This is a genomic window from Pseudoalteromonas maris, assembly GCF_049257235.1.
In the GTDB taxonomy this organism is placed as follows: domain Bacteria; phylum Pseudomonadota; class Gammaproteobacteria; order Enterobacterales; family Alteromonadaceae; genus Pseudoalteromonas.
Genome location: NZ_JBMMUF010000011.1, coordinates 17,676 through 44,241 on the forward strand (window position 1 = coordinate 17,676; position 26,566 = coordinate 44,241).

29 protein-coding genes are annotated in these 26,566 nt (G+C 44.2%); 6 read left to right on the forward strand and 23 right to left on the reverse strand.

Annotation, left to right across the window (positions count from 1 at the left end; genetic code table 11):
- Positions 1-78: 78 nt before the first annotated feature.
- Positions 79-396, reverse strand: a complete 318-nt coding sequence (locus AAEU32_RS13740; protein ID WP_421971109.1) for a hypothetical protein — start codon at positions 394-396, stop codon at positions 79-81.
- A 181-nt stretch (positions 397-577) separates the two neighbouring features.
- Between AAEU32_RS13740 and AAEU32_RS13745 the strand changes: the two genes are divergently transcribed.
- Positions 578-730 carry a DUF2256 domain-containing protein gene (locus AAEU32_RS13745; RefSeq protein ID WP_421971110.1) on the forward strand — a complete coding sequence of 51 codons (153 nt, stop codon included), beginning with the start codon at positions 578-580 and terminating at the stop codon, positions 728-730.
- Here AAEU32_RS13745 and AAEU32_RS13750 read toward each other — a convergent pair.
- On the reverse strand, positions 727-1,683 hold the full coding sequence (locus tag AAEU32_RS13750) for an MBL fold metallo-hydrolase (protein WP_421971111.1): 957 nt from the start codon (positions 1,681-1,683) through the stop codon (positions 727-729). The two genes, AAEU32_RS13745 and AAEU32_RS13750, sit on opposite strands and share 4 nt — an antisense overlap.
- A gap of 84 nt (positions 1,684-1,767) precedes the next feature.
- Here AAEU32_RS13750 and AAEU32_RS13755 point away from each other — a divergent pair, with 84 nt between their 5' ends.
- The 5 genes from AAEU32_RS13755 to AAEU32_RS13775 all read left to right on the forward strand — a co-directional run bounded on the left by AAEU32_RS13755 (position 1,768) and on the right by AAEU32_RS13775 (position 7,238).
- On the forward strand, positions 1,768-2,025 hold the full coding sequence (locus tag AAEU32_RS13755) for a DUF3081 family protein (protein ID WP_421971112.1): 258 nt from the start codon (positions 1,768-1,770) through the stop codon (positions 2,023-2,025).
- Between the two features lie 60 nt (positions 2,026-2,085).
- Positions 2,086-2,385 carry a hypothetical protein gene (locus AAEU32_RS13760; RefSeq protein WP_421971113.1) on the forward strand — a complete coding sequence of 100 codons (300 nt, stop codon included), beginning with the start codon at positions 2,086-2,088 and terminating at the stop codon, positions 2,383-2,385.
- Positions 2,378-3,847 carry an FAD-binding domain-containing protein gene (locus AAEU32_RS13765; protein WP_421971114.1) on the forward strand — a complete coding sequence of 490 codons (1,470 nt, stop codon included), beginning with the start codon at positions 2,378-2,380 and terminating at the stop codon, positions 3,845-3,847. The genes AAEU32_RS13760 and AAEU32_RS13765 overlap by 8 nt, the downstream gene beginning before the upstream one ends.
- Positions 3,848-4,053: 206 nt before the next feature.
- Entirely contained in the window at positions 4,054-5,646 is a 1,593-nt protein-coding gene (locus tag AAEU32_RS13770; RefSeq protein WP_421971115.1) for an AbgT family transporter, read from the forward strand.
- 251 nt (positions 5,647-5,897) lie between these two features.
- Complete coding sequence (locus tag AAEU32_RS13775; RefSeq protein ID WP_421971116.1) at positions 5,898-7,238, forward strand: DUF2254 domain-containing protein; 1,341 nt, start codon at positions 5,898-5,900, stop codon at positions 7,236-7,238.
- Between the two features lie 56 nt (positions 7,239-7,294).
- On the opposite strand, the gene AAEU32_RS13780 is transcribed toward AAEU32_RS13775, so the two are convergent.
- From AAEU32_RS13780 to AAEU32_RS13880, 21 genes are all read right to left on the reverse strand, one after another.
- Positions 7,295-9,529, reverse strand: coding sequence for a carbohydrate binding family 9 domain-containing protein (locus AAEU32_RS13780; protein ID WP_421971117.1), 2,235 nt, complete (start codon positions 9,527-9,529; stop codon positions 7,295-7,297).
- Between the two features lie 160 nt (positions 9,530-9,689).
- Positions 9,690-10,490: a MipA/OmpV family protein gene (locus AAEU32_RS13785; protein WP_421971118.1), complete on the reverse strand. Its 801-nt coding sequence runs from the start codon at positions 10,488-10,490 to the stop codon at positions 9,690-9,692.
- A gap of 5 nt (positions 10,491-10,495) precedes the next feature.
- Positions 10,496-11,713: a beta-ketoacyl-ACP synthase gene (locus tag AAEU32_RS13790; RefSeq protein ID WP_421971119.1), complete on the reverse strand. Its 1,218-nt coding sequence runs from the start codon at positions 11,711-11,713 to the stop codon at positions 10,496-10,498.
- A complete protein-coding gene (gene fabG / locus AAEU32_RS13795; protein WP_421971120.1) occupies positions 11,713-12,438 on the reverse strand; it encodes a 3-oxoacyl-ACP reductase FabG in 726 nt (241 codons plus the stop codon). The genes AAEU32_RS13790 and fabG overlap by 1 nt, the downstream gene beginning before the upstream one ends.
- Complete coding sequence (locus AAEU32_RS13800) at positions 12,435-12,890, reverse strand: ApeP family dehydratase (protein ID WP_421971121.1); 456 nt, start codon at positions 12,888-12,890, stop codon at positions 12,435-12,437. Before AAEU32_RS13800 ends, fabG begins: the two co-directional genes overlap by 4 nt.
- On the reverse strand, positions 12,883-14,088 hold the full coding sequence (locus AAEU32_RS13805; protein WP_421971122.1) for a beta-ketoacyl-ACP synthase: 1,206 nt from the start codon (positions 14,086-14,088) through the stop codon (positions 12,883-12,885). Before AAEU32_RS13805 ends, AAEU32_RS13800 begins: the two co-directional genes overlap by 8 nt.
- The gene (locus tag AAEU32_RS13810) at positions 14,088-14,642 is read right to left on the reverse strand and encodes a DUF3261 domain-containing protein (RefSeq protein ID WP_421971123.1); all 555 of its coding nucleotides are present in this window, start codon (positions 14,640-14,642) and stop codon (positions 14,088-14,090) included. Before AAEU32_RS13810 ends, AAEU32_RS13805 begins: the two co-directional genes overlap by 1 nt.
- Positions 14,642-15,892 (reverse strand): NAD(P)/FAD-dependent oxidoreductase, encoded by a 1,251-nt coding sequence (locus AAEU32_RS13815; protein WP_421971124.1) that lies wholly within the window; start codon positions 15,890-15,892, stop codon positions 14,642-14,644. The genes AAEU32_RS13810 and AAEU32_RS13815 overlap by 1 nt, the downstream gene beginning before the upstream one ends.
- Complete coding sequence (locus tag AAEU32_RS13820) at positions 15,879-18,125, reverse strand: MMPL family transporter (RefSeq protein WP_421971125.1); 2,247 nt, start codon at positions 18,123-18,125, stop codon at positions 15,879-15,881. The genes AAEU32_RS13815 and AAEU32_RS13820 overlap by 14 nt, the downstream gene beginning before the upstream one ends.
- The gene (locus AAEU32_RS13825) at positions 18,122-18,670 is read right to left on the reverse strand and encodes an outer-membrane lipoprotein carrier protein LolA (protein ID WP_421971126.1); all 549 of its coding nucleotides are present in this window, start codon (positions 18,668-18,670) and stop codon (positions 18,122-18,124) included. The genes AAEU32_RS13820 and AAEU32_RS13825 overlap by 4 nt, the downstream gene beginning before the upstream one ends.
- The gene (locus tag AAEU32_RS13830) at positions 18,670-19,095 is read right to left on the reverse strand and encodes an acyl-CoA thioesterase (RefSeq protein WP_421971127.1); all 426 of its coding nucleotides are present in this window, start codon (positions 19,093-19,095) and stop codon (positions 18,670-18,672) included. The genes AAEU32_RS13825 and AAEU32_RS13830 overlap by 1 nt, the downstream gene beginning before the upstream one ends.
- The gene (locus AAEU32_RS13835; RefSeq protein WP_421971128.1) at positions 19,088-20,632 is read right to left on the reverse strand and encodes an HAL/PAL/TAL family ammonia-lyase; all 1,545 of its coding nucleotides are present in this window, start codon (positions 20,630-20,632) and stop codon (positions 19,088-19,090) included. Before AAEU32_RS13835 ends, AAEU32_RS13830 begins: the two co-directional genes overlap by 8 nt.
- Positions 20,633-20,635: 3 nt before the next feature.
- Complete coding sequence (locus tag AAEU32_RS13840; RefSeq protein ID WP_421971129.1) at positions 20,636-21,583, reverse strand: lysophospholipid acyltransferase family protein; 948 nt, start codon at positions 21,581-21,583, stop codon at positions 20,636-20,638.
- Positions 21,580-22,323, reverse strand: a complete 744-nt coding sequence (locus tag AAEU32_RS13845) for a glycosyltransferase family 2 protein (RefSeq protein WP_421971190.1) — start codon at positions 22,321-22,323, stop codon at positions 21,580-21,582. The genes AAEU32_RS13840 and AAEU32_RS13845 overlap by 4 nt, the downstream gene beginning before the upstream one ends.
- Complete coding sequence (locus AAEU32_RS13850; RefSeq protein ID WP_421971130.1) at positions 22,323-22,679, reverse strand: ApeI family dehydratase; 357 nt, start codon at positions 22,677-22,679, stop codon at positions 22,323-22,325. The genes AAEU32_RS13845 and AAEU32_RS13850 overlap by 1 nt, the downstream gene beginning before the upstream one ends.
- Entirely contained in the window at positions 22,672-23,958 is a 1,287-nt protein-coding gene (locus tag AAEU32_RS13855) for an AMP-binding protein (protein WP_421971131.1), read from the reverse strand. The genes AAEU32_RS13850 and AAEU32_RS13855 overlap by 8 nt, the downstream gene beginning before the upstream one ends.
- A gap of 37 nt (positions 23,959-23,995) precedes the next feature.
- Complete coding sequence (locus AAEU32_RS13860) at positions 23,996-24,523, reverse strand: COG4648 family protein (protein WP_421971132.1); 528 nt, start codon at positions 24,521-24,523, stop codon at positions 23,996-23,998.
- 44 nt (positions 24,524-24,567) lie between these two features.
- Positions 24,568-24,813 carry an acyl carrier protein gene (locus AAEU32_RS13865; RefSeq protein WP_421971133.1) on the reverse strand — a complete coding sequence of 82 codons (246 nt, stop codon included), beginning with the start codon at positions 24,811-24,813 and terminating at the stop codon, positions 24,568-24,570.
- Positions 24,814-24,827: 14 nt separating this feature from the next.
- Positions 24,828-25,091 (reverse strand): phosphopantetheine-binding protein, encoded by a 264-nt coding sequence (locus AAEU32_RS13870; RefSeq protein WP_421971134.1) that lies wholly within the window; start codon positions 25,089-25,091, stop codon positions 24,828-24,830.
- Positions 25,088-25,861, reverse strand: coding sequence for a lysophospholipid acyltransferase family protein (locus tag AAEU32_RS13875; RefSeq protein WP_421971135.1), 774 nt, complete (start codon positions 25,859-25,861; stop codon positions 25,088-25,090). The genes AAEU32_RS13870 and AAEU32_RS13875 overlap by 4 nt, the downstream gene beginning before the upstream one ends.
- The gene (locus AAEU32_RS13880; RefSeq protein WP_421971136.1) at positions 25,854-26,558 is read right to left on the reverse strand and encodes a beta-ketoacyl synthase chain length factor; all 705 of its coding nucleotides are present in this window, start codon (positions 26,556-26,558) and stop codon (positions 25,854-25,856) included. Before AAEU32_RS13880 ends, AAEU32_RS13875 begins: the two co-directional genes overlap by 8 nt.
- Between the last annotated feature and the right edge of the window lie 8 nt (positions 26,559-26,566).

The window sequence follows — 26,566 nt, forward strand, 5'->3', positions numbered from 1 at the left end:
TCACATCCGCTCATTGTCAACCTTATGGCCATCTTAACTCCAATGACGGATGCTGTGCCCGATTGATACACTTAATCACTAATGTTTGCGACTGAGGATATCAACAATTTCACGTGTGTTGTTAATCACACGAATGATGGTGTCATCAACCTGAATACCGATAATTCCGTCATCTGAGATTGGCTGAATAATACGGCCTCGGTCATAAATATCGCGACTTAAAATATCACCACGGCGCAGTTTCTTTTGCCAGCCTGGAGGAAGTTCACCGCCATTTGCGACTTTCTTCTGAAGGCCCGGCGGAAGCGATTTATGTTTTTCTTTGTGGTCTTTTGCCTGAGCTAGGCCTGACACCAAGCTAAGTGCCAAAATGGTAAGTGGGATATAACGCGTCATGTTGTTTACCTTCGAATAATAATTAATTTCAGCCTAACAGGAAAAACTGAACAAGTAATGAAATTGTGTGCTTTGTACCTAAACAGCTGTGATTTTGTGCCACTAATCAATCACTCACAACAGTGATCTTAGGGTCATTCGCTGCCCGTATGTGAAGTATGGCAAATAGTTAGTGGCACTAATGGCACACAGAAAACAAAACCTTCCATCGAAAATATGCCCCATTTGTGAGCGCCCTTTCACTTGGCGTAAAAAATGGCAGCGCAACTGGGATGAAGTAAAGTACTGCTCAAAAAGATGTGCTGGTGCACATCACAAACACCGCGGCACTTAGAAGCAACTGCGCACTAACGCACAGTGAGCGGTTTTATCCATTGCTATTGTCATCCCATCTGCCGCTAAAAACAGCCGCCCTGTGTATCGTTGCTGCGCCACATCCTGAATTTTATCCATACACACTTGTCCACCATAGCGAGCGCTAAAATGCGTCAACAATAAGTATGGCACCCGCTTTTTTTGAGCGTATTCACTGATTCGCTCTACGTCACTGTGGCCCGTGTGAAAGCCGACTTTACGCAAATCTGCCGCTAAAAACGTGGCTTCGTGAACGAGAAGATGCACTCCTTCGATGATGGAGTCGAGACATTTGGGCGCCTCATTATCGCCACAAATCACCATGACTCTGGGCTGCCATGCTAAAAACGTGTAGTCATCACTGCGTAAATCACGCCCCTCAAAAGTCACATTCTCACCGCGTTGCAAGCGGTTATAGTGGGGACCACTGCCTACACCATCAGCGCTGAGCTTTTCAATATTAAGTTTGCGCTGAATGCGCGTTTCAGTGAACTTAAACGCATAACTGGGCACGCGATGTTTTAGTGCGCATGTTTGGACTTTTAGCCAAGAAAATGCGTTGCTGCTATACGATTCAATGGGCATAAACGTGAGTTCAAATGGCAACGCTAGGTCAGTCATTTGCATTACACTGTCGATAAATTCCAACACCTCTTTAGGTGCTATCAAGAACAATGGCTCTGTGCGACCAGATAAGCCAGCGCTGGCAATCAAGCCCGGCAATCCATAACAATGGTCACCATGCTTATGAGTAATAAATATCGCTTCGAGTTGATACAACGACAGCGCGCTCTTAAGAATTTGATGCTGTGTTCCTTCTCCGCAGTCCACTAGATACCATGGCTTTTGGTCTTCTCTAAATACGGCGTAAGCCGACACATTGCGATCGCGTGTTGGGGTGCCAGAACTGCTACCTAATACCTGAATTTGCAAACTTATTTTCCATTTAAGGCGTATACGTCTTTAATACTACGTGCAATGTTTCGTTATTAGCAACTCTCCAAGGAGCGACCGGTTATGAAAAATGATATAGACACGAAAACACTACTCAATGTGTATGAGCATATTCAAAAACACGGAGAACAAACAGACAAAGGCAAACTCTTTGAGGGCTTGTATGCGTACTCAGATACCGATGGCTACACCGTTTATCTCGAAGGCAGTGGTGTGATTTTGCGTTTTGGTTTTCACAATACTTATCATCTCGACTACCAGCACGAAAAAAACAAAGAGGACTTCATGAAGAAACTTGAGAGTATCGCGCATTTGCAATGATCTTAAGTAACGCCGCTGCACGTATCAAAGACCAATACTTAAAACAGGAGTTCGACACACGTGCATCGTTCGCGCAGGCACAGGCCCACACCTGCTCACCTTCAACAGTACATTGAAAAAGTCGTAGATGCGTTACGTAACGATCCCACCAAGCTGTCAATCATCAGGGCAAATCTGCAGCACTATAGACAACAACCCTTTTTAAAGCGTGGATTCCTCACTGCGATAGAGCGCTTTGACTGGGTTTTCGCGGCTCATCAAGACGTGGAACAGATATGCTCACAAATACTCAGCGATGACTATATTGGTAAACGGCTAAGGCGCTACCCATTGCTCTTCAAAGGAGTACTAGATGATTAATCTAGTGTGGTTAAAGCGTGACTTACGCCTTCAAGACCACGCAGCGCTGCATTTTGCAACTCAAAGCGAGAGACCAATACTGTGTGTTTATGTTATTGAACCGCAATACTGGCAATTGCCTGACACCAGTAAACGTCAGTTTGTTTTTGTTGCCCAAGCACTTCGCTCTTTGGCGAACCAGCTAGAGCAACTTGGTGGCTATCTGCTCATACGCCAAGGAAATGTCGTAGACGTACTTACGCGCATCCATGCCCATGCGCCAATTCACACACTCTACAACCACCAAGAAACAGGTAATAGCTGGACGTTTGCACGCGACTGTGCCGTATATTCTTGGTGCAAAGCCAACAACATTGAGGTCAGCACGTATCGTCAACAAGCTGTCTTTAGAGGTGTTGTTGATAGGGATGCGTGGCAAAACAAAGCGAATGCTTGGCTCGACGAGCCTTGTTTTAGCGCGCCAAAAAACATCAATAGCCTGATTAAACATCACGATGGCATCGAACTACTCAATAGTTACTGCGGTGACGATGACTTTGAAGCGCAAAGTGCACAAATTGGGCAACACATCAGCGCACAACAAACGCTGCATAGCTTTATAAACCAGCGAATAAATCAATACCGCTTTGGTATTTCGTCGATAATAAAAAGCCCGACGGCCAGTTCACGCTTGAGTCCCTATTTAGCTTATGGACTTGTGAGTTTACGCCAGAGTATTCAACAGCTGCATGGATTGCCACCTTTGGCTGGTAATCGCAACGCGATACTGTCACGCATGCATTGGCACAGCCATTTTGTACAAAAGCTAGAGTCCGAACCAGAGTATTGTGAACACGCGGTGCACCGCGATTTAATTAACTTGCGTGCAGATGAGTTTGACGAAGAGTTATTTACGCGCTGGTGCCAAGGCTGCACAGGAGTCCCTTTTGTCGATGCGTGTATGCGTTATCTTCATGAGCATGGTTGGCTTAACTTTCGTATGCGAGCCATGCTCATTGCCTTCTCCAGCTATCAATTGTGGTTGGACTGGAAAAAACCAGCAGCCTTTTTGGCCCAGCAGTTTGTAGATTATGAGCCCGGGATCCATTACCCTCAGGTACAAATGCAATCAGGAACGACTGGAATAAACCCTTGGCGAATGTATAACCCTGTTACTCAGGGGCAAAAATTTGATACCACTGGCGCATTCATACGCCGATGGCTGCCTGAATTGGACCATATACCCAATGCCTATATCCATACTCCGTGGCAATACTGTGGCCTAAAAACAGATGTATATGACAAGCCCAAAGTATTACCAGAGATAGCTCTTCGCCAAGCAAAAGAAAAGATCTCCGCATTTTATAAAAAGCATGTTCAATACACAGAAACCAAGCGGGTGATCAGTACACACGCAAGTCGCAAACGCAGTTCAAAAAAACGTACTGAGAAAAAAAATGAAAAACAATTAAATTTATTTTGATCTGTTTGTTTTTTATCCGCGTATTACCCTATGAATACCCCTTCCTATTGCGACTTCTACCCAATGTTGGGCTAGCAGAGACTCCCCCGTCTCTGCTTTTTTTTATCCATTTATCGCGCTGATTTCAGCATTGACCGTATCGCGCTGAAATATGCTGTGTTCAGTGGTATCATTCGCAGCATTTTAGACTCCATGGAAATATAGGTATGACAAAAGCAGTATCAAATGCCATGCCCGAGCAACAACAGCAAGGGTGGTTTAACCGTTTCCTCGCAACCGTTGAGTTTCTCGGTAACCTACTCCCTCATCCAATCACCTTATTCGCCCTATTTTGTGTTGCGATCGTGGTGATCAGTGGTATCGCTGACTGGGCTGGATTAAGTGCTATTGACCCGCGTCCAGAAGGGGCCAAAGGCCGTGATCCAGACGGCGTAATTGAAGTTGTCAGCTTAATGAGCGCCGAAGGTCTTAGGCGTATTTTTGAAGGGCTAGTTACCAACTTCACCGGATTCGCACCACTTGGCACCGTGTTAGTTGCATTGTTGGGTGTGAGTGTAGCTGAACACTCTGGAATGCTATCAGCGGCAATGCGCGGTATGGTGATGGGTGCTTCAAAACGCCTAGTGACCTTCATGGTCGTGTTTGCCGCCATCTTATCAAACACCGCATCAGAATTAGGTTATGTAGTCCTTATTCCGCTTGCAGCCATGATTTTCCATAGCTTGGGGCGCCATCCACTGGCTGGTTTGGCAGCAGCGTTTGCTGGGGTTTCAGGCGGTTACAGTGCCAATCTATTACTCGGCACCATCGATCCATTACTGGCGGGCATTACGACGCCTGCAGCGCAAATGATCGACCCTGATTATCAAGTCGGCGCAGAAGCCAACTATTACTTCATGTTTGTATCTGTATTCTTGATTGCTGGTCTAGGTACTTGGGTTACCGAAAAAATCGTCGAACCTCGCCTTGGTAAATATGACCCTAAAGAAGCGAGTATTGATTTAGGTGAAAATAAAATTGAACACCTTAGTGACAAAGAAAAGAAAGGCCTGAAGTGGGCTGGGGTGACCTTCTTAGCATTAGGCGTAATTCTTGCCATGACCGTTGTGCCAGAAGATGGCATCTTGCGTCACCAAGTAACCGGTGAAGTGAAAGGCTCACCGTTTTTAAAAGGCATCGTTGTAATCATCTTTATCACCTTTGCGATCCCTGGCTTTGTTTATGGACGCGTTGTTGGTTCTATGAAAAATGACCGAGATGTTATTGATGCCATGAGCAAAAGCATGGGCTCTATGGGCATGTACATCGTGTTGGTGTTCTTTGCTGCGCAATTCGTCGCATTTTTCAAATGGACCAATCTCGGCACTATCCTGGCAGTCAATGGGGCGGCCTTATTACAAGCATTGAATCTGACTGGCCCTGAAGTGTTCGTGTTTTTCATTTTGATGTGTGCATTAGTTAACTTGAGTCTTGGCTCATCGTCAGCTCAGTGGGCTGTGACCGCACCTATCTTTATACCTATGTTGATGCTTGTCGGTTATGCACCTGAGACAATTCAAGCTGCGTACCGTATCGGTGACTCTGTAACCAACTTAATCACCCCAATGATGAGCTATTTTGGTCTCATTCTCGCAGTCGCATGTAAGTACAAAAAAGATATGGGGATCGGCACGTTAGTCGCAACAATGTTACCGTATAGCATGATCTTCTTTGTTGGATGGGTGTGCTTATTCTATGTATGGGTATTTGTTTTAGGCATGCCGGTTGGGCCGGGATCACCGACCTACTATCAACCATAAACTTCTTGTTTCAAGCCGGCTCATTGCCGGCTTTTTTATTTGCTTATCCACGAGCTTGCCAGCGTTTGCCAGCGTTTGCGAGCCTGTACCTGTTTGCTATAGTTGCATGTAGGCGTATACATATTTAAATAACAAACACTTATACCAATTGTATTAGAAAAGTGAGCAAGGATAGCGCTGGATAAATAGTGGGCTCACTAGGAAGATCATTTATTTAATTCAATTGATATTATGCTCAAGGAGCAGCAAAAATGAAAGCACCACGCAAGCTCGCGGCTCACTATCGGGCCATTGTCAGCAGTATCGGCTTTTATCCAGCGATTATTATTAGTTTATTGATGCTCTTTGGCATGTTCCTCGCGTCCATTGAGTATCACCCTTGGATAATGCAGCGAAAAGCCGCGTGGCCCATGTTATTTGTCTCAGATGTAGACACAGCAAAGACCTTACTTAGCACGTTAGCAGGCGGACTGATCTCACTTACAGTGTTTAGTTTTTCAATGGTCATGGTGGTGCTGAACAACGCCTCCGCGACACTCTCACCAAGAGTTTTGCCCGGTTTGATCACCATGAAAGCCCATCAATACGTACTGGGTATGTACCTTGGCAGTATTGTTTTTGCGCTCTTAACCTTGATGAACATTCAAATTGAATCTAATTATGTTCAAGTACCTGCTCTAGCCACGCTTTTTGCACTCATGCTGGGTATTTATAGCCTCATGCTCTTTGTGTTTTTTATTCATTCGATATCTCGCGCCATTCAAGTTGATAATGTACTCAACACACTGTTCTCGCAAACTCACCAGCAGCTAAAAAATTTAATCGATTACCAAGATGAGCACATTGTGTCGATGCGCCCTGATACTGAACACTGGTTTCGTCTGCAAAGCCCGCAAGCGGGCTATTTTAAAGGTGTACAAACACAGCAGCTAACAAAAATAATCAAAGAGCATAACTTGGAAGTGATGGTTGAGGTGGAACCCGGATTTTTTTGTGTAGAGGGGTTCCCATATTTAGCCTTGAGCCAAGACATCAGTGAAGATGATGAGCTTTGTGCAAAAATTCACAAGTGCAGTGTGTTTTACATTGAAGAATACATAGGTGATCACTACAGCTATGGTTTGAGGCAAATTGCAGAGATAGCCATCAAAGCACTTAGCCCCGGTATTAATGACCCAGGGACGGCCGTAAAAGCGGTTGATATGTTGAGTATTCTCACCATAGCTCGTTTGCAAGTGGCCGATGTGAATTACACCATGCTAAATGCCCAACAACAGCGGCCTAGTTTGTGGTTCCTTGAACCCAGTTTGGTGTCGTTATTAGAAAAAAACTTTGACCCCATTCGCCATTATGGCTGTCAAGACCCCACTATTTTAGTGAATTTAATTGAGGCGTTGAAAAATATTTTGTTTGTCTGTGAATACAATAAACACTATACCCAAGCCTTATACGATTACGTGAACGCCACCGTGTATGATGCCAATCGCAACATCCACAATCCCTATGAACGAGCACGTATCACCAATATGCTCACGAAAATGAATGAGGTCGCCAAGCGCCGTGGCGATGAAATCCGTTTTTTTATTGATTAAGTGGTGTTGACCTTTGAGGTCTGAATTTTATCACATCAAAGATCAACGCCTGCTCATCACAGCTGCCACGCATAACTAATTTTACTGAAAAAAGTTCTGTTGGTGCGGGTCAAATCATCAAGGCGATCATCTTGATAACCGCTGTCCGAATATCCCAAATAGAATACTGATTGTGGATTAATAGTGTAGGAATACACCACTTGCGAGCCAAAATAGCGATTGCGTCTATTCACTTGGCGATACAAATAGGCCACTTGATTTCGATCTATATCTTGGTATTGCCATATTACTTTGAGCATACTTTTGGTGTTGAATTTATAGTATGCACGCAAATCCCACTGATTTGCCTCATAAACTTGTTCAGACTCAACATCTAAGTAACTAAAGTTATAGGCCACTTGTAGTTGTAGATGGGTATTGGCATCCCAACTAATGGTATTTTCGATGTCCGCCCCTCTACCTAACTGCGCATTGCTGTAATCAATACGCGAGCCGTAATCAGCATACAGAGAATAGCTAACGTCTTGTAACGGCCTGACTCGTAGGTACACATAACCATTGTTCTGTTGAAAATACTCATCAAAATACAGCTCGTCACTGTGCCACATACCGACTTCAAGGTATGACATCAACGGACCTTCAGCAAACATATATCCTTGATATTGCTCTTCAAGTTTCTCACCATCAAGGTCGACACTTTTTTTCCATTCTACGTCGTATCCCCACTCACTGAGCGCAGCTTGCTCGTCGCCATACCACGTTTGTCCACCGCCAAGTTCCAACTCACGATAATTAGCTTTAGGTTGGAAGCCCAGATCAGCGCGGAAGTTTTCACTTATCTGTTCATAATGCGCGCGCAGGCTATAATCACGCTTTAAACGTGCAAAGGAGACATTCAACGCCGAGCCAGTTTGCCTCTCTTGCACGCCCCAATCACTGGCAAAGTCTTGTGAGTTCTGCGTATCTGCATAGGCCAGCGCATAACTGATTGAATCACTGTCATTGTACCCATAGGTGCCATCAATCGCAGCCACTGTATTGTGATAATCGCCACCTTGTCGATGTGTTAACATCATGCCCACACCACTGCGTTGACCTAGATCATAACGATATCGCCCTACCGCATTGACGACACTTTCATTTAATTGTGCTAATTCAGATCCTTGATTTCCCGGTAAAAACACAGATGAATTATTATCATCCGCCACCAAGGTCGCATAAGTATGCTCGTCATTCTTACCCGTGATTTTCAGTCCATAATCCGGCTCAGCAATCGTTCTGCTATAAAACAGGTCCAATTCATTGGTACGAAAATAAGACGAGCCATCTAGGAAAAAAGGCCTTTTTTCGGCGTAATACAGTGAGAAATTAGTGTTCACATCGAGCTGAATGGCATCTGCTTCTACCTGAGAGAAATCAGGGTTGATTGTAGCGTTAACCAAGGTCTCATCATTTACGCGCCAACGCAGGTCCGCCCCAACTTCATACTCAACATCACCGTTTTGCCATGGGCCGGGAACAGGGTCTTTATAATCACTACGTTGAGCACTAACATAAGGCGCAACGCGCACATCTCGTCCCTCGGTGCGATTTGCCAAGCCTGTTAATTTATCAAATTGGCAAAAACTGCACTTAATATCTAAATCAAAACCAACGTTTGAAATACGATAAAATGAGTCGCGCGGATAATTGCGCGCAATGGAAATACCCCACGTGATTGGCTCATCTGTTTTGGGCAAATTCAACGCTGTTAGCGGAATTTTCATCTCCACCACATAACCATCGTCATGGATTTTTGCGCCGCTGTACCAAATAGCATCCCAGCTGGAGTTTGGTACCCAGGTATCGAAATCAGTGGAAAGAATATCCCCTTGAGCGCCATAGGCGTTGACGAAAAACTCAAAGGCATTGCGCTCATCATTTAAACTGTCGATCACAATACCAACGTTATCATCTGACCAAAGTTCATCTCTATCGCGAATTGCGCCACGAATTTTACTGATATCAGGGTCTTTGGCATCAATGGCAATGTAAAAAAAGCGCCCGTCTTCAAACAGATACGCAGTAGTTTTTACCGGTGAGGCAACCCGTTCTTGTGGTTCATTTTGGACATTAACATCAATAACCGTTGCTTGCTGCCAAATCGCTTCATCAAGGTTGCCATCCAAGTTAATTTGCTCTTGAAAATGAGCGAGTGAGTAATTTTGTGCGGGAGGGTAAGCGTAGATAGCAGCACTTGCAAATAAAATAGCAATACTTGCCACACGCAAATAACTAGAGAAATGCACCATAAACATCCTTATTAATACAGCTCGCTTTTACTTAAAGTAAAATTTACCCAATGTTAACAAGCTAAGAACAAAAAGCTAGCTTTTTGCGCGCAAAATCCCTTTGCCAACAAGATATTAATAAATAAGTACCAAATTCAGGTTCAAAAATCGCAGCTTTAATCTAATCCGCAAGGCGATAAAACTTCCAAGCCACACCTGCACCAATAGCAATGTTATGATGACGCTCGACTAAAGGGCTATCTTGCCAAGTACTGTCCTTGAGCCGATAGTACTTAACAAACCCACCGAGCCACCAGCGATTTGAATCGTAACTCACTCCAATCGATAACTCGCTGCCACTGTATCCTGAACGGCCTTTGTAGTATGAACGTGTTGCGGTCACATCACTTTGCACCACACCGTAGAAGTAATTAACATATTGAGACGTTGCGAAGTTGACAGCTGCTCGGCTCGTTAATGTTACTGAGCTATCATCTTGTTGCCACACTTCTTTTTTCCAATGCAAGTAAGGTCCGAATCGAAAACCTAAATCATTAATATCAGAAAAGTCCGTCGCTAATGCTTTGCGGGTAAACACACCGAGCTTGAAAAAGTCATCTGCTTGGGGCTTACCTTCGATGTAATAATCCAATGCAGGACCTAATTCAAATACCCAATCGAGATCGTCCATTCCTTTGCGTGCAGTGTTATCTTGACTATCAACAGCAAAAGCCGCGGTGGCTGATATATCGAGATGCCAAGGGCCGTATTGCCAAAGGTAACCAACGGCACTATTTCTATCTACACTAAGATTATCTGAGCGGTACACTACATAAGGTAATGGTAACGTGTAATTACTATGTTGACTTGATCCTAAGTAATGCGGAATTGATGCACTAAATACACCCGCTCCAAGCTCTAATTCCTTACCAGTAGAGCCTGCACTGCAAATTAACAGAAAAAATACGACAACACGGCTCATAGTACTTATACACGTTTAAATATTAGCGAGGTGTTAATACCACCGAATGCAAAGTTATTGCTCATCACATAATCACAATGTAGTACTGTAGGCTCAGTTAAATAGTGTAAGGGTGCGCACTGCGCATCAACTTTATCTAGGTTGATTGTCGGTGCAAACCAATTATTACGCATCATTTCGATGCTAGCCCACGCCTCAATCGCACCGCAAGCTCCCAATGTATGGCCTAAATAACTCTTCAATGAGCTAATTGGCTTTACTCCCAACGCCTTATAGGTAGCGTGAGACTCTGCAATATCACCACGGTCTGTAGATGTGCCATGAGCATTTACGTAACCAATATGTTCAGGCTGTAATTGCGCATCTGCAAGAGCCATTTCAATAGCAACTTGCATAGTTTCACTGGTTGGCTGTGTAACATGTTGACCATCTGAATTACACCCAAAGCCAACTACTTCAGCGAGAATCGTAGCGCCACGGGAAAGAGCATGCTCATACTCCTCTAGGATTAGTGTGCCAGCCCCCTCACCAATAACAAGACCATCTCGCTCACTGTCAAACGGACGCGGCGTTGCTTTGGGCGTATCGTTTTTACAGCTCGTCGCATACAAGGTGTCAAAAACTGCTGCTTCAGTGACACACAGCTCCTCTGCGCCGCCAGCAACCATTACTTTTTGGCGCCCGTACTTAATGGCTTCATAGGCGTAACCTATGCCTTGCGAACCAGATGTACACGCCGAGCTTGTAGTGATCACACGGCCTTTCAAGCCAAAAAACACTCCGATATTAACTGGAGCGGTATGCGCCATCATCTGAATATAGCTCGTTGCAGTAACACCGCTCATTTGTCCGGATTTCATCATGTCAGCAAAGGCGATTAGGGGCGGCGTAGAGCCAGTCGATGAACCGTATGCTATACCTGTATCGCCATTAGTCAGTGATGGATGCGCTAGTAAATTAGCCTGCTCTAATGCTCGTTCAGTTGCCACTGTGGACATAAGCGCTACCCGCCCCATCGAGCGCACCATTTTGCGCTTATAATGACCAGGGCGCTCAAAATTGATTACTGGTGCTGCCAACTTAGTGTTTAAGTCTTGTACTTCATGCCAACTAGGCATCAATTGCACAGCATTTTCACCTTTTTCAAGTGCTTCACGAAAACTTTGCCAAGTATCCCCTAAGGCTGTAATACACGACATACCTGTCACAACAACACGTTTCATTACACTAAACCACCATTCACTGAGATCACCTGACGGGTGATGTACCCTGCTTGATCTGAAGCTAAAAAGCCAACCGTCGAAGCAACTTCTTCGACAGTGCCCATACGTCGCATTGGCACATGTTCAAGCAGCATTTTTGTATCGAGCTCGTCAGTCATATCAGTCGCAATTAACCCGGGCGCCACACAGTTGACCGTTATTTTGCGTTTCGCTAACTCCAATGAGAGCGCTTTAGTTGCTCCAATAATGCCCGCTTTGGCGGCACTATAGTTTACCTGACCACGATTGCCAGCAATGCCTGACACTGAAGCCAAAGTAATGATACGCCCACCTTTGCGGGCACTAACCATTGGCATAACAAGCGGTCGGACAACATTATAAAAGCCATCTAAACCTGTACTAATTACGGTGTCCCACTCATCATCAGTCATTGCTGGAAAAGCGGTATCTCTATTTACACCCGCATTACAAACAACACCGTAATACGCACCGTTAGCCTCAATGTCTGTTTCAATTGCTTGCTTAGCACCAACACGATTTGTCACATCAAACACTAAAATATTCGCATCACGCCCCAAAGCTTTTATTTGCTCAGCTACTTGCTCAGCCAGTTCGACCTTAGCGCGACAATGCAAAGTAATATCAAAACCTTGTTGTGCTAACTGCAAGGCGACGGCTTTACCAATACCGCGGCTTGAACCTGTGACTAAAATGCGTCTACTCATTGATTTTCCTTTATAAAATTCATCGGATCAGCGGGCTGAAATACGTTAATTTTTGCTTCTACCATGCAGATATCGCCTCGCTTTATTTGGCAATTAAATACACTCAATCCAGACTCATCTTGAATGAGCTTTTCTACAAAGACATCAAGTACGTCACCATCCACAAACCAAGGATGGTAACAACGAAGCTTACGACTTCCCAATAAAAATCCGATTTTTACTTCTCGCTTGCTCGTAATATCGTGGGCCCCCGCATAAGCAGCTATAGCTTGAGCCATATACTCGCTGCCGATGTAACTGGGTACCCTAGCATTGTTACTATCATAAAACGCACTTTTAGGGGTGATAGTAACCTGGCAGTGGGCTGTATCGGTATCAAATGCCACTAACCTGTCAATCAATATCATTGGCTCTGTGTGGGCAATTAATTCAGACATCGCTACGTTAAGCATCAACTTCTCCGACAATAATGCAGGCGTTATTTCCACCAAATGCAAAAGAATTACTCATACACGTTTTAGGCTTTTTCTCTATCGGTTGTTGCACAAGGTTGATAGTTGCCAACTCAGAGTCTAGTGGATACGTTCCTTGTTGCGGCAAACTGATTGGCTGTGCTCCTAAGCGCTGTTGCTCAATGAGCAGCCAACATAATCCAGCCTCTATTGCCCCTGCAGCACCGAGTGTGTGTCCAGTCCAATGTTTCGTTGAGCTCACCGGTACTTGAGAGCCAAGAACGTTAAATATCGCAGTCGCTTCCATGTCATCATTTTTTGGCGTTGCCGTACCATGAGCATTGACATAATCGATGTCTTCTGGGGCCAAATTCGCGGCTTCTAATGCATTAATCATTGCTTGTTTTGCGCCATTGCCTGACGGCTCAGGTGCAGACATATGATAGGCATCAGAGCTCGCTCCACAGCCCAACAATGCACAGTTCGATTGGCCAAGAGAAGGGTCAAGGCTCATAACAAACAATGCTGCCCCCTCGCCTATATTAATGCCATCTCTATCCTCACAGAATGGACGACAAAGACCCTCGCTTGTAGATGCTAAGGCCTTAAACCCGTTAACCGTTAACTGGCATAAACTATCTGCTCCGCCACAAATTACTACGTCGGCTAGTCCTGCGTGTAGAATTCCTTGGGCTGAGGACAATGCTTTCGCACTAGAACTACACGCCGTAGAAATACCATATGCAAGCCCACGCAGACCAAGCGTTTTACGTATATATTGAGCCGGTGCATCAAGCGCTTGTTGTTCATAGTGATAACCAGGTGGCCAATTGAGCGCTTCATCTTCTCTGCCATTGGCGATATGCGCTCTGTGTATACGGGCGCGCTCACCATCGTAAATATCGGCGGTACTTGTGCCAATGACGACAGCTATTCGGGTTGCGTCAAATTTCTCAAACGCCTTAGTTAAGGTGTTAGTTATTTGCGCCAATGCCAAGTCGATTATACGGTTGTTACGCTGCGTAACATCAAGGCTGATACTTTTTACCATACCTACATAGGGGTCGTCACCTGTGTAATCTAAGCCGCTATGTTGCGTTAAAGTGTCGTTGTGCGATCGACTCAAGGCCTGCAAATGCTGGTGCTTATCATTGCCAAGCGCGCTAACAATACCTAAATCGTTTAACCACGCAATCATTACAGTACCTCTTCAAACCGAATTTCATATTCATGGATAAAATTAGACAAAGTGATGCGATGTGCATCATAGGTAATGCGAATCAATAGTCGCTCATCTGTATACAATTCCCTAACTCGCACGTTGCCATTATCGGATTGCGTAACATGAGCTCCACGCACATATTCTTGGACTTGTGTAATTGGCCAATGAACAAGTTGAATATCAGCTAGGATATATTGGGCGTCGAGCCCTTGTAATGAGACATACTCTTTTGCTCTGAGGCCATGTTTCTGAGAATAATTTAATGTGAGTACAGGCAAACCCACGCTCGTCATCAACCCGAGCTTAACGGCACCAGTCGCATCGATCTCTAGCTGACTCAACAAAGCTCTCTCTTGGCCTTGACGCATTACAAACATACGTTTTTGCCAATGACTAGAATAGAGCGAAGACTGTGCTGCACTAAGCTCAAGACCTACGCCTTGGGTGAACATCACCGTATCAGATGCTTTATAAGTACTATTGCAGCCCAATAAAATCATGAACAGCACAAGCAATGAGACAAAGCGCATTAACTTAGCTCCATCTGACATAATTGAGCAAGCACGTTTAAACGGCGCTCACTTTGAGCGACATAAGGGTTCGCCTCGTCCCACGCGTATCCTGCGAGAATGGCGCTGATCATTCGGGTCACCTCTTTACCTTGGTCGGGATAAAAAATGACATCTTGAAAGCGCTCATCATACCAAGCGTTAACGAACGTCTTAAAACAATTCACGCCTTTTCTAAGTGGAGTAGCAAATTCAGTTTCGAAGTCAGTATCAATTCCCTTAAGAAAATTATCTACCACAGGTGCCACGAGTGAGGCTGACTTTAGTGCAATGGTTACACCGGATGAAAATACGGGGTCTAAGAACTCACCGGCATTGCCAAGCAATGCAAATCGCTCTCCGTGCAAACTAGTAACATCAGCTGAATAGCCACCTAAGGTTTGCACGGGGTTAATGGATTGAGCCTCATTGAGCAAACTCGATAGATTAGGTTCTTGGGCGACTAAATCCCACAAATTTTGCTCAGCACTTTTATCGTTGTTAAATGCGCAAGGCTCTCCCACCACTCCTAGGCTCGCAGTGCCATCACTGAACGGAATTAGCCAATACCAAATATCTCTGCGGTGTGGATGCACGCTAATCAAAATTTTATCGCGGTCAAATTTCACCGCGCTAATGTTGTCTTTTATATGACAAAAATACGCACTTCTGCTTGGCAATGATGAAGGCTTGTCAAGATCAAGCAGCCTCGGAAGTACGCGACCAAAGCCACTCGCATCGAGCACAAATCGCGCATTTAACTGGTAGTGAGTATCCTGTGTTTCAACCGACAAGCTCACGGCATTCGGTTGATTATCAAATGCGACTACACGATGACCATAACGAATGTCCACCCCCTGCTTTGCCACAGTATCTGCAAGCAACTTATCGAACGCTGCTCTTTTAACCTGATAAGTTGTACCTCTCCCTTCACTAAACTTATCAGTAAAGTCGATAAATGTATCCGTACCATGGTAATGAAACGCAGCACCATTTTTAAACTGAAAACCTAAGCTGTCAGCATTATCATCGACCACTTTGTCCAAACCTGCCTCTTGTAAAAAGTGCATGCATTGAGGTAACAGGCTCTCACCAATTGAAAAACGCGGGAAGTGTTGTCCTTCAAGTACACAGACTTGCCATCCCCTTTGCTTTAGCAACGCGCTTGCTAATGCGCCTGATGGCCCTGCGCCGATAACCACTACATCCACTGTGGAATTATTGTTTGTCATTTTTATTCTCAATACTCAATGGCGCCATAAAATACACAACAATCAAGCCCACCAACACGGCGGCACCAAACTGGCTGATTGCTGGAGTTTTTGAAAAAACCAACATTGCGAACACTGCCAGTGATGACAGTGCAGATAAACTAATGGCCACATAAGTTGAAACTTTGTACCCACCTTGGTTATAAAAAATAAAGTAGTCTACCGCTAAAGCCAACACCAAAATTAGACCTAGAGTATGAAACACCGAGATATCTGCACTGAAACTAAGGACAGTAACAACAAGCAGTACAGTGAGAGATAACCATGCACTCATAGATAGGCCGCGTACCAAACCAAAAGAGCCAACGAAAATAATACCTATTGCACATAGTGCCAATGCTAAAGCCACATGCACATTGCTGTGAAAATGTGCTAACAAATTACTTAATTGAGTGGGCACATCAACAACCATACAGCTTTGCCATAGCGCGCATTGTTTCGCTAAATTCTGAGCACTGATACCAGTTACATTCATTAGGGAATATACGGCGTTATTAAGTTTTACGGGATGTTGCACTACATTACCCAAAGGGCCTTTATTAAACGTCTCATAATTCAGCAATGATGCGTTTTGTACTTTTACATCTTGATTGGTGAACTGCGTAATGATTGAAAACACATTGCCCTGAGCCGCTTGCTGAAACAGCATTAAAGATGCGTTTTGGCGTGCCATGCTCGGTAAAAAAGTACTAAGCCCAAGAGTTTGGCCTTTTTCACTGACTATCCAATCAGATACACGCTCTTCTTGCTCAAGTAAGTTTTGTACACTAGAACCAGACACCAGTAGCCTTGTGGTGCGCTCGGCAGAAAGGTAGGACTGATGTAGCATTTGTGCATTTATCAACTTGGCACTACTGGCATTAAAACTGGCGATAGAGTCATTTAAAGTGGGCGGTTTGACAATCACAATTGCACAACATAGAACAAAAATACCCATGCCTATTTTTATAGAATATGCGCGCAAACGGTTTTGCGTTTTCATCATGGTATCAGCAAAGACTTCAGCATAATCATTGAACTGCACAGAAACTTGGGCTATTGGAAGCATAAATCGCACAAAGACATAAGCGCCAAACAGCCCCCCACATACAAAAATGGCAACATCTTGTAACAAGCGCAAAGGCGCAACGAAGAAGCACAGATAACCTATTGCGGTGGAAACCAAAGCAAGTTTTAAGCCTCGCTTTAAGTCATTACTATACTTTCCTCGCTTTTGAGTCCTATCCACAAGCGCATGAAAGGCATAATCAATGGCAACTCCTATCAAGGTAGTTGCGAATACCAAAGTAATGACATGAACTTCTTCGCGAACCACTATTAGTAGCAACAAGCCACTGAGGATTGCGCTTAACACTGTAACCGTACTCACCCACAGCGGTGCAAGTCCTCGCATGAAGAGGACCACAAAGACACACAGCAGCAATAAACTTGCAGCGCCAAAACGATTCATTTCCCATTGTGCCTGTTTGGCGTTTTCAGCATTGTGAAAAATGACGCCAGAATATTGGATGTCTGTGTTCTCGAATTGCGCTTGTACATCGTTAACTGCACCAATTATTTCATCCGCTCGCGCTGTTATGGTACTTACAGCATTATTATTTCCCGTGCTGTTAGCTATGAGTATGAGCACCGGTTCACTACTTTCGTTCAACGTCTGGAGTTTTCCGTTGAGTATGCTTAGAGGCTGCTGCTTATTGAGCTGGTTCACAAAACTATAAGTAGCTAGCGAGGGATCATGTTTGAAGCTTTGGCTTAACCAAGGTGACGATGTTTGACTGAATTGAGTTGAAAAATAATCAGTAAATGACTGTGGCGTCCCTAGCGCTTTTGTATAAGCATGACTCATGAGAGCACCTTGGTACGGCGCATAGAAGTCAATGATCTGATTGGTTTCAGAAAGAGGCTTTTGAACCACTACACCAAGTGTTGAGAGCTTATTAGCTAGGGTCTCATATGCATCATCAGCGTGTGCACCTGAAAACGATAAGACCATTTGTGCTTGTTGTGTTTCTAATAATGCTTGCTGCGCCTCATAAAATTGCGCACGAGTATGATTTTCGCCATTTTGGTCACTAATCAGTGCGAGCATATCACTTTTTATTGTAACTGGCTTTATCGAGACTAATGCGCCTAGCACAATAAGAAGCAACATTGGCATTAAAGCCAGAGCAAGAGTACGCAACACTTTTGTCATGGTAGTGAACTATCCACAGTAAGGTTAATTTCTGTCACCGCGTTGCTCACCTCATAAAGCCCGACAAAGCGCACTTGTTCATCCACGCTGCAGCTTACAAAATGCGTGAACATATTTTGCAATTCAGAAGTGCTAGGAAGTAATTTTACACACCGACCATTGGCATCTTTAAAGTGTGGGAATTCATGGAGAAGCTCGATAGAAAAATAGCTTTCTAACTTGTGTGAGTCTTGCAGTAATAGCGCTTGTAACAAAGAGCCATAGGAGCCTGTTTGCGTCTGTAGTGTGTATTCGCCATCTTTGTTGCGCTCATACACGCCTGTGGGATCAATACGTAATTTAGTATCTATAGGAGACAGCGTATGCCAAACAAGTTGCTGTTTATCGATAGAAAATGTGCCTTTACTAATAAAAGGCTGACTAAATCCTGCGAAGGTTTTAGCTTGTACAAATGAGCCATTGAGCGTTTGCGCAAAGGTAGATGAAGTAAAAACGGCTGCAAGATAACATAACGCTGCCGTTACTATCTTGAGGAACTGATTCATTACAAAACCTCCGCCAACTTTTGCGCCACGATTGGCGGTGACGCATATTGCATTTGCGATGATGACAATTCAACCGCAACCTGCACCGTGTATGCTTTAGTGAGGCGTTTATGAGTCAGCGCATCGAAAATAAGATAATCAATTTTAAGGCGCGTTTCATACTCTTTTAGGTGTGCTTCAACACGAATTTTCTGCGTAAATCGCGCCGAGTCTATGTATTTGATACGCATATCAACAATGGGCCAAGCATACCCAGATTGCGACATTTCGAGGTAATCATAATTAAATTTTCGTAATAGTTCGCAACGCGCCACTTCAAGGTAGCGCGCATAGTTTCCATGCCATACGATCTGCATAGGATCACAATCGTGAAAAGGGATTTCTATCTCTACACTCGCGCTTAACAAGGCATTTTTATTATTCATATAAGTCCCATCGCTGCTGCACAATATTATCAACGGTTTCACGAAGCGTGTTCTCTAATGGCCTATCTTCAGTCAGGTTATCAAAATATCCGCAAACGTCTGTATACATGACGCGTATATTTTCACTGAGGCCTTGCTCATCTATTTCACCATTATTGATGCGAATGCGCACCCCTTGTACGGCTGCGAGTAAGGTGCAAGCCAGTACTTGTTCAGTCAGCTCAAGAACACGCATGCAATCGCGCGCAGCAATGGTTCCCATACTCACTTTATCTTGGTTATGACACTCTGTGGAGCGAGAAAAAACACTCGCTGGCATCGTTAATTTCAAGGCTTCCGCTGTAAAGGACGACGCACCGATTTGTACCGCTTTAAAACCATGATTTATATACCGACGACTGTCGTGCGCATCACTGAGGTTGCTGGGCAAGCCATTGTTATATTTGGTATCCACCAATGAAGCAATTTGCCTATCTGCCAGATCTGCTAGATTTGCAACCGCCGTTTTCATACTGTCCATCGCCATTGCGATATGTCCGCCGTAGAAATGTCCACCGTGTAGAACATGCTCACCCTGACCATCGATAATTGGGTTATCGTTTGCCGAGTTGAGTTCATTTTCTATAAACTGGCGTAACCACGGCAAAGAGTCTGCGAGCACGCCGATTACATGAGGGGCGCAACGAATAGAATAACGGTCTTGTAAGCGCTCAGCGTTACGAGGATGACTGTGATGATTGAGATCTTCTCTGATCCACGCAGCAATTTGTTGTTGGCCAGCATGCGGTTTAACTGAAAACAGAATTTCATCAAAATGATGGCTATTACCTTTCAAAGCAAGGGAGCTTAATGCCGTGATACGAGTCGCTAATTTATGTAAGTAGTCTGCTCTATCGTAGGCTAAGCAGGCAATCGCAGTCATCACAGCAGTGCCATTCATTATTGCTAGCCCCTCTTTAGGACGCAATGTAATGGGTTCTAAACCCACTTGCTCGAAAGCCTCCTTCGCTTTTACAACTTCACCTTTGTAAAAAACGTCTCGTTCACCGACCAATGCTCCGGCGACATAGGAAAGAGGTGTCAAATCGCCGCTGGCTCCCACAGACCCTTCTTGCGGGATCATGGGCAGTATATCGTTATTAATCATGCCCTGAAGCAAATGCAATAATTCCCAGCTAACACCGGAGTAGCCTTGAGTAAGTGACGTCAGTCGGGTTGCCAAAATTGCTCTAGACTGCGCCATAGAGAAGTATTGTCCCAACCCACAACCATGAAAGCGCGTTAGGTGCAAAGGTAACTCTTTGACCAACTCCAAAGGAATGCCAACGGTCACCGAATCCCCATAGCCTGTAGTCACGCCATATATCACACCTTCTTTTTCAAGTAGCTCATCTAAAAAGGCGACGGCCGAGTCAATTTTGCGTTTTAAATTATCGTCGTCACTAATGCTTGCTTTCACATCTGTACGTGCAAAGGCCACAATGTCCTCAATTCGTAGAGGTTGTGCGCCAAAAGTGATAGATGATTGGGTAGACACTGACTACTTCTCCTCGTTGCGCGTGATACTCTCGTCACGCTGCCAAAAATCAAAAAAATTGAACCACTGATAAGGGTATCTGAGCGCAACACTCTGCAGCTCGTTCACATAATCTTGAATGATTACTGATAAAGCGTGTTCGCGTGTCTTGCGTGGTAAAGCAAGGCCATCGCTATAATGACTAAATTGCACATCATAGCCACCGTCATTGCGCATACAGAATAGCCAATAAATTGGACACTCTAACAATGCAGCAAGAATAAATGGGCCTTGTGCAAAAGGTGCCTGCTCCCCGAGAAACTCAACATAGTTAACACGTCCCACCGACGAAGCGCTGGTTCTGTCGCCAACAATAACAATGAACTCCCCCTGCTCGACTTTAGACTTTAGCAAAATTGCCAAGTCCGGTCCCATTTCAGTCACTTGGATCAAATTAACACTGACATTGGGGTTTATTCTTTGCAAGGTACGATTGAACTCAACAGCATGATGGGTAAACACTAATACATTGATCACACTTTGCGTATGGCGCATTCCTAAAGCTCGACACACCTCAAGATTTCCAAGATGGGAGCCAATAAAAATAGCGCCTTGTTTGCGCGCTACAAGCTCGTCAAACAAATGCTGATTTTGATAATTCAACTGCGCTTCGGTGATACGCCCTAACCACGCATCAATCTTGTCAAACGCACTATCAGCAAAAGTGCAGAAATGCTTTAAGCCAACTTTGAAACTCGGTTTTGGTAATGATGGGTCGACATTATGAAGGTGCTGCCAGTATTTATATGATGCTCGACGAGAGTCTTTACCGCTAATATAGAAATAAAACACCACTGGGAACATAAAAATCCATAAGATTTTACGCCCACACAATTTGTATACAGCCAATAAAAACTGCATCCCCAAATAGCTGCCGCGCTCTTGTACGCTGGACCAATGGCGTTTACTCATGCACCAACCTTGGGTTTGAAAAATAACAACTTCGGTATACGAACCAGCATGCCAAAGAATAAACGTGTGTGTAACCAACTAATTTTTAGGTTATCGTTGAGTGGTTGAAAGTGAGACACGCCATTTTCAGGGTATATGACCTGTGTTTCTACAAAAACGCTTGGCGTACCTTGCCAATACATGCGCACCATAACTTCAATGTCGAAATCCATTCGTTTACCCAAATCAACCTTATCAAACAACGCAATACTGGCACTGAGTGGGTAAATTCTAAATCCACACATAGAGTCTTTAATCGAAAAACTCAGTGTTTCTACCCACACCCAAAAATGCGTAATATAACGACTGATATAACGATGCTTTGGTATCGACTCATCGTAGATTGGGCGACCGCTCACTAGTGCTTCAGGATGCGCCTTGGCGCAATCGATTAGTCGGGATATATCTGCTAAGCAATGTTGTCCATCAGCATCGACTTGCAAAGCGTGTGTGTACCCTTTGGCGAAAGCCCAGCGCAAACCACTTTGCACCGCGCCGCCTTTCCCTTGATTGGTTTGGTGGCGGATAAGCGAAACGTTCTTGTAACGCTTTTCGAGTGCGCAAAAATGTTGATGAGCCTGCTCTTCACTGCCATCGTCCACCATGACAATATCAAAACCTTCTCCACTGAGCTGTGCTATCACACTATCAATAGCATGGGTGTGGTTGAAATTCGGAATAACGACGCACAAATTCATAATTACTCGCTCACCAGAACAATTCTGCCACTGGCATGCTGACCTTTCTCAGACTGATAACTGAACGTAAACTTATTCTGATTTTTGCGCTCAAGAGTCAGCTGCACGTTAAGCTCAGGGGTCATCACAACTTGAAATTTAAGCACTTCTACATCTTGAACATGTCCATGCATATGCAAATGTTGGGCTGCATATTTAATTGCCCAATCAAGCTGAACTACACCTGCTAATATTGGCGCATCAGGGAAGTGGCCTCGAAAATAATCCAGGTTTGCAGGCAAATACAAATTAAGAGTGACTCGCTCAGATTCATGTGTTATGGCACAAACCTCAGCCTCTGTAATTACTAAATCAGACAAAATACTGCTCCAATTGTGTGTAGACGAGCTTGCCTTGGGGGTTATAAGGAAGCGACTCCAAGTATCGCCATTTCCTTGGTATGCATACAGCTTCAAATTCTGCGCTCAGCCACAACTTAAGCGCTTGACTGATATGTTTCTTTTCAGTGACGTATGAAATAGCGTCGTTGAGTTCAACAAGCGCTCCCAAACGACCACTTTGTAACCTCACAATAACACAGTCATCAACCCATTCGTGGGCATTTAACCTTGCTTCCATACCCACCAAATTAATGCGTTTTTCGGCCACTTTTACCGTTCTATCAGCACGACCTTTCAGTATAAAGCGCCCATCACTCAAAACACTTCCTAGATCATCGAGTAATCTTTGCTTCTCACTAATCAATACGGAGGACAGCATAAGCTGCCTGTCACTTTGGCTAACCTCAATGCCATAAAAGGGTTGCCAAGGAGACAATGAATTATCGACAACATCTCTGTAGCCAATACCACCGGTTTCGGTAGAGCCATATACTTGGGTAACGGGCAAACACAGTTGTTGGTATAGCCTGATAGCATCATTATCTTTAAGTGGCCCACCGGAGGAAAACACACAGGCGATATCACCTTTATTGGCAACTAAGACATTATCTTGCGCAAGCCGCGAAAGTTGTGCTGGCGATGCAACAATGACCCACTTACCTGCAACTGCAATGCGGTTTTGTAAATGCTCTGGGTACTCATACGTCTGCATTTCTATATGATGACCAAAACGTAATGGCCATAGCAATTTAAAGAGCAAACCATAGATATGCTGGTGTGACACCATAGCGATAAACTGAGGCTCTTTTAGGTTTGTACCAAAAGTACTCTGCAGCGTCTCTAATTCCGTGTTTATAGCATGCCAACTTCGAGTGATAGCCTTTGCTGGACCACTGGATCCAGAAGTAAAAAATATCAGATTTGTGGCCTTGTCATTGCTTGGCCAGAGCAACTCATCTTCGCTCTTAATCCCTTCGCTTTGTTCATCTAGAAGCTGCATTTTAGGTGGGACTGATTCGAGACATTCACCTGCATAAAACTCTGTTATCGTACTGAGATCGGCCAATGTTTGAGCTTGGCTATTAGGCGGTAAAATTATGTCTACATCAAGCTGCGCAAGGGCCAGCAATCGTGTAACAAACTCCATTGCATTGCTATGCCATAAAATAACTTGAGATTTGGGCGTTAGGTTACGATAGCGACTAACGTGCTTGTTGATGGACGCCAAAAATTGCTGCTTATCGATTCTTTTGGTCATGCAACTCGCAGGTTGATCAGCAAGGATCTGTGATAACTTAAACAAGACGTCCCTGCCTTTTTAGCCAAGTCCTAAACAACCATTCTCCAGCACCCAAAATGCCCATTAGAATATAAGCGATAAAGCCGTTGTATAGTGTCCAAATTGAAAGGTCGTTCAAATAGATAGTGTACGTTGAGCAAATAGCATTTATGACAAAGAAGGCACACCAGATCTGCGTTACAACACGCGTGTACTTGACGCCTTGTGCACTTAAATGTGGTTCTTTGATGCGCGCAAAGCGCTCTATCATGCTCTGAGATTGAAACAAAGACATAGCAAAGGTCACAGCCATGACCGCATTAACAACAACGGGATAGAACTGTAACCACACCGCGTCGTTGCGTACGATAGCTCCCGTGACAACTAACAGGCCGCACGCCGAAATTGGCAATAACCAACTACCTATACCACGTGCGCCCAAAGCTAGGCCGAGACGAGTCAGTAGCAATACCGCCAACACCCATCCAACTTGTTGCTCATAACCATTACTTAAACCTAGGTACACCAAAAAAGGATATGCCAAGAAAAGTATTGATATGAGCACATTTACTATGCCCTTTAGCATCGTTAGCTAACTAGTTGCTCTACTTCTTTTACTACATCAGCAACCGTTCTTACTTGCTTAAATGCTTCCGGTTCGATTTTCTTGCCTGTGATCTCTCTTAGTTTCACAACTAAATCAACTGCATCGATACTATCCAGATCTAACTCTTCGTATAGGTTAGCGTCCATACTGATATCATCCGCATCGATTTCAAAGTCGTTCTCTAAAATGCCACGTAATACGTCGTAAATTTCTGCAGCAGTTTTCATTTTTTATTCCAATGTTAAGCGTTGTTTTTTGATTGTTCTATAAATTCAGCCAATGCATTAATAGATGCAAAGTGAGCTTTAGTTTGCTCTGAATTAGCGTCTATTTTGACATTGAACTCTTTCTTAATAGCCAGACCCAGCTCCAAAGCATCGATACTGTCTAAACCCAATCCGTCGATAAATAAAGGTTCACTATCGTCAATATCAGAGACTTCAATATCTTCCAGATCGAGACTCGATATAATTAATTGTTTTAGTTGTAGTTTTAAATCGCTCATAGTTTCGCTACTTGGTTTTTAAAATAAATTTCTAAATGTCGTGTTAAGTCTCTAGACTGCACACTCATCGGCTCATTATTCTCATTGTGCCAATGCTGCGGCTGCTCATCAGCCACAGTCATAGTAAAGTGCGCTTTGGTGGGTGCAACTTTATACCACGGAATTCCCTTGGTTAAAGTACTAGGTTGCATAGTTATCAGCACACAAGTCAGTGATGCATTACAACGCAACGCGATATTGGCTGCGCCTCTTTTAAAACGCTGTAACCGACCTTCGTCTGAACGTGTTCCCTCAGGAAAGATAATCAAGTTGTTTCCCATAGCAAGAGAGCGACAACAGTCTTCTAATAACCCTTCAGGATCAGCGTTACTGATATATCCCGTACTTTTTATCACTCCACGCATAAACGGGTTTTTAAATAAATGTGCCTTAACAACGCAATCTGCTTTTGGTATTGATGCAATAAGTACAACAACATCGATTAAGCTTGGGTGATTTGCGAGTATAAGCCGTCCCTCTAATCGGGTAAACCTCTCTTTGTTTTTAACATGAAATCCGATAACTCCCAAGATATCCATGACATTTACAAAGAAACGAAATGTCACATGCACCGTATGTCTAGCCTTTGCTTGCCGAAACTCTGGATTCTTGATGATTAACCTTTGTAAAGGAAACACCAATAAACTTAATACAATGCCGCCGAGGCCAAACAACGCAAAACAAAAGCCAGTTGCAAGAATCCGCCAAAGGTAGTTGATTCTCCTAACCATGACTTACACGCCACTGATCTATATGCGCTATTTCTTTATTGAAAACTGCGTGAGCTAAAACTAATGCCTGCATCATACCGGAAGAACTTGTGTGTGCTTGTGATAGGTGAGTGATCTCACTGCAATGCGTTGCATCACCATGGGATATCACAAATGCCACACAATGATCGCATTGCGGTTCATCGGCAAACTCTTTATATAAATCTGGCAATGCTCTATCAGCATGAATCACCATAACTCTATCAACTCCCTGGCTGTGGAGTTGTATATAGGCTTCACATAACGCCGCACTGAAGGTGTTCGCTCCGGCTGCCAAGGCAGTAATTGGAGACGTGTTCTTTGTCAAAATCGAGAGTAAGCCAACAACGGCGTTGTGAACCGACAGTCCGAATTGGGTAGGAGAAAGAGGCTCTTTTTCTACAAGTTGCGCCAGCAGGTCTGAAGTTTTATGAAGATCCCCATGGCGCGAGGAAAAAACAATAGGCATGGGCTCAGAGTCAGGGTTTACACTATGAGCACAACTAAGCACCATCTTAGCAAAGTCACTTAGGCGACGACGTTGAATCGGTTTAACCCAACTAACATCAAGCTCAATAGCATGTTCCAATAATGAATCGGATAACTTTTTAAGTTCTTTGTTATTAACCAAGCCCGGCGGTGCTAGGTAGACAGCCAACTTTTCAACAGCACACTTCATTGCCAAAA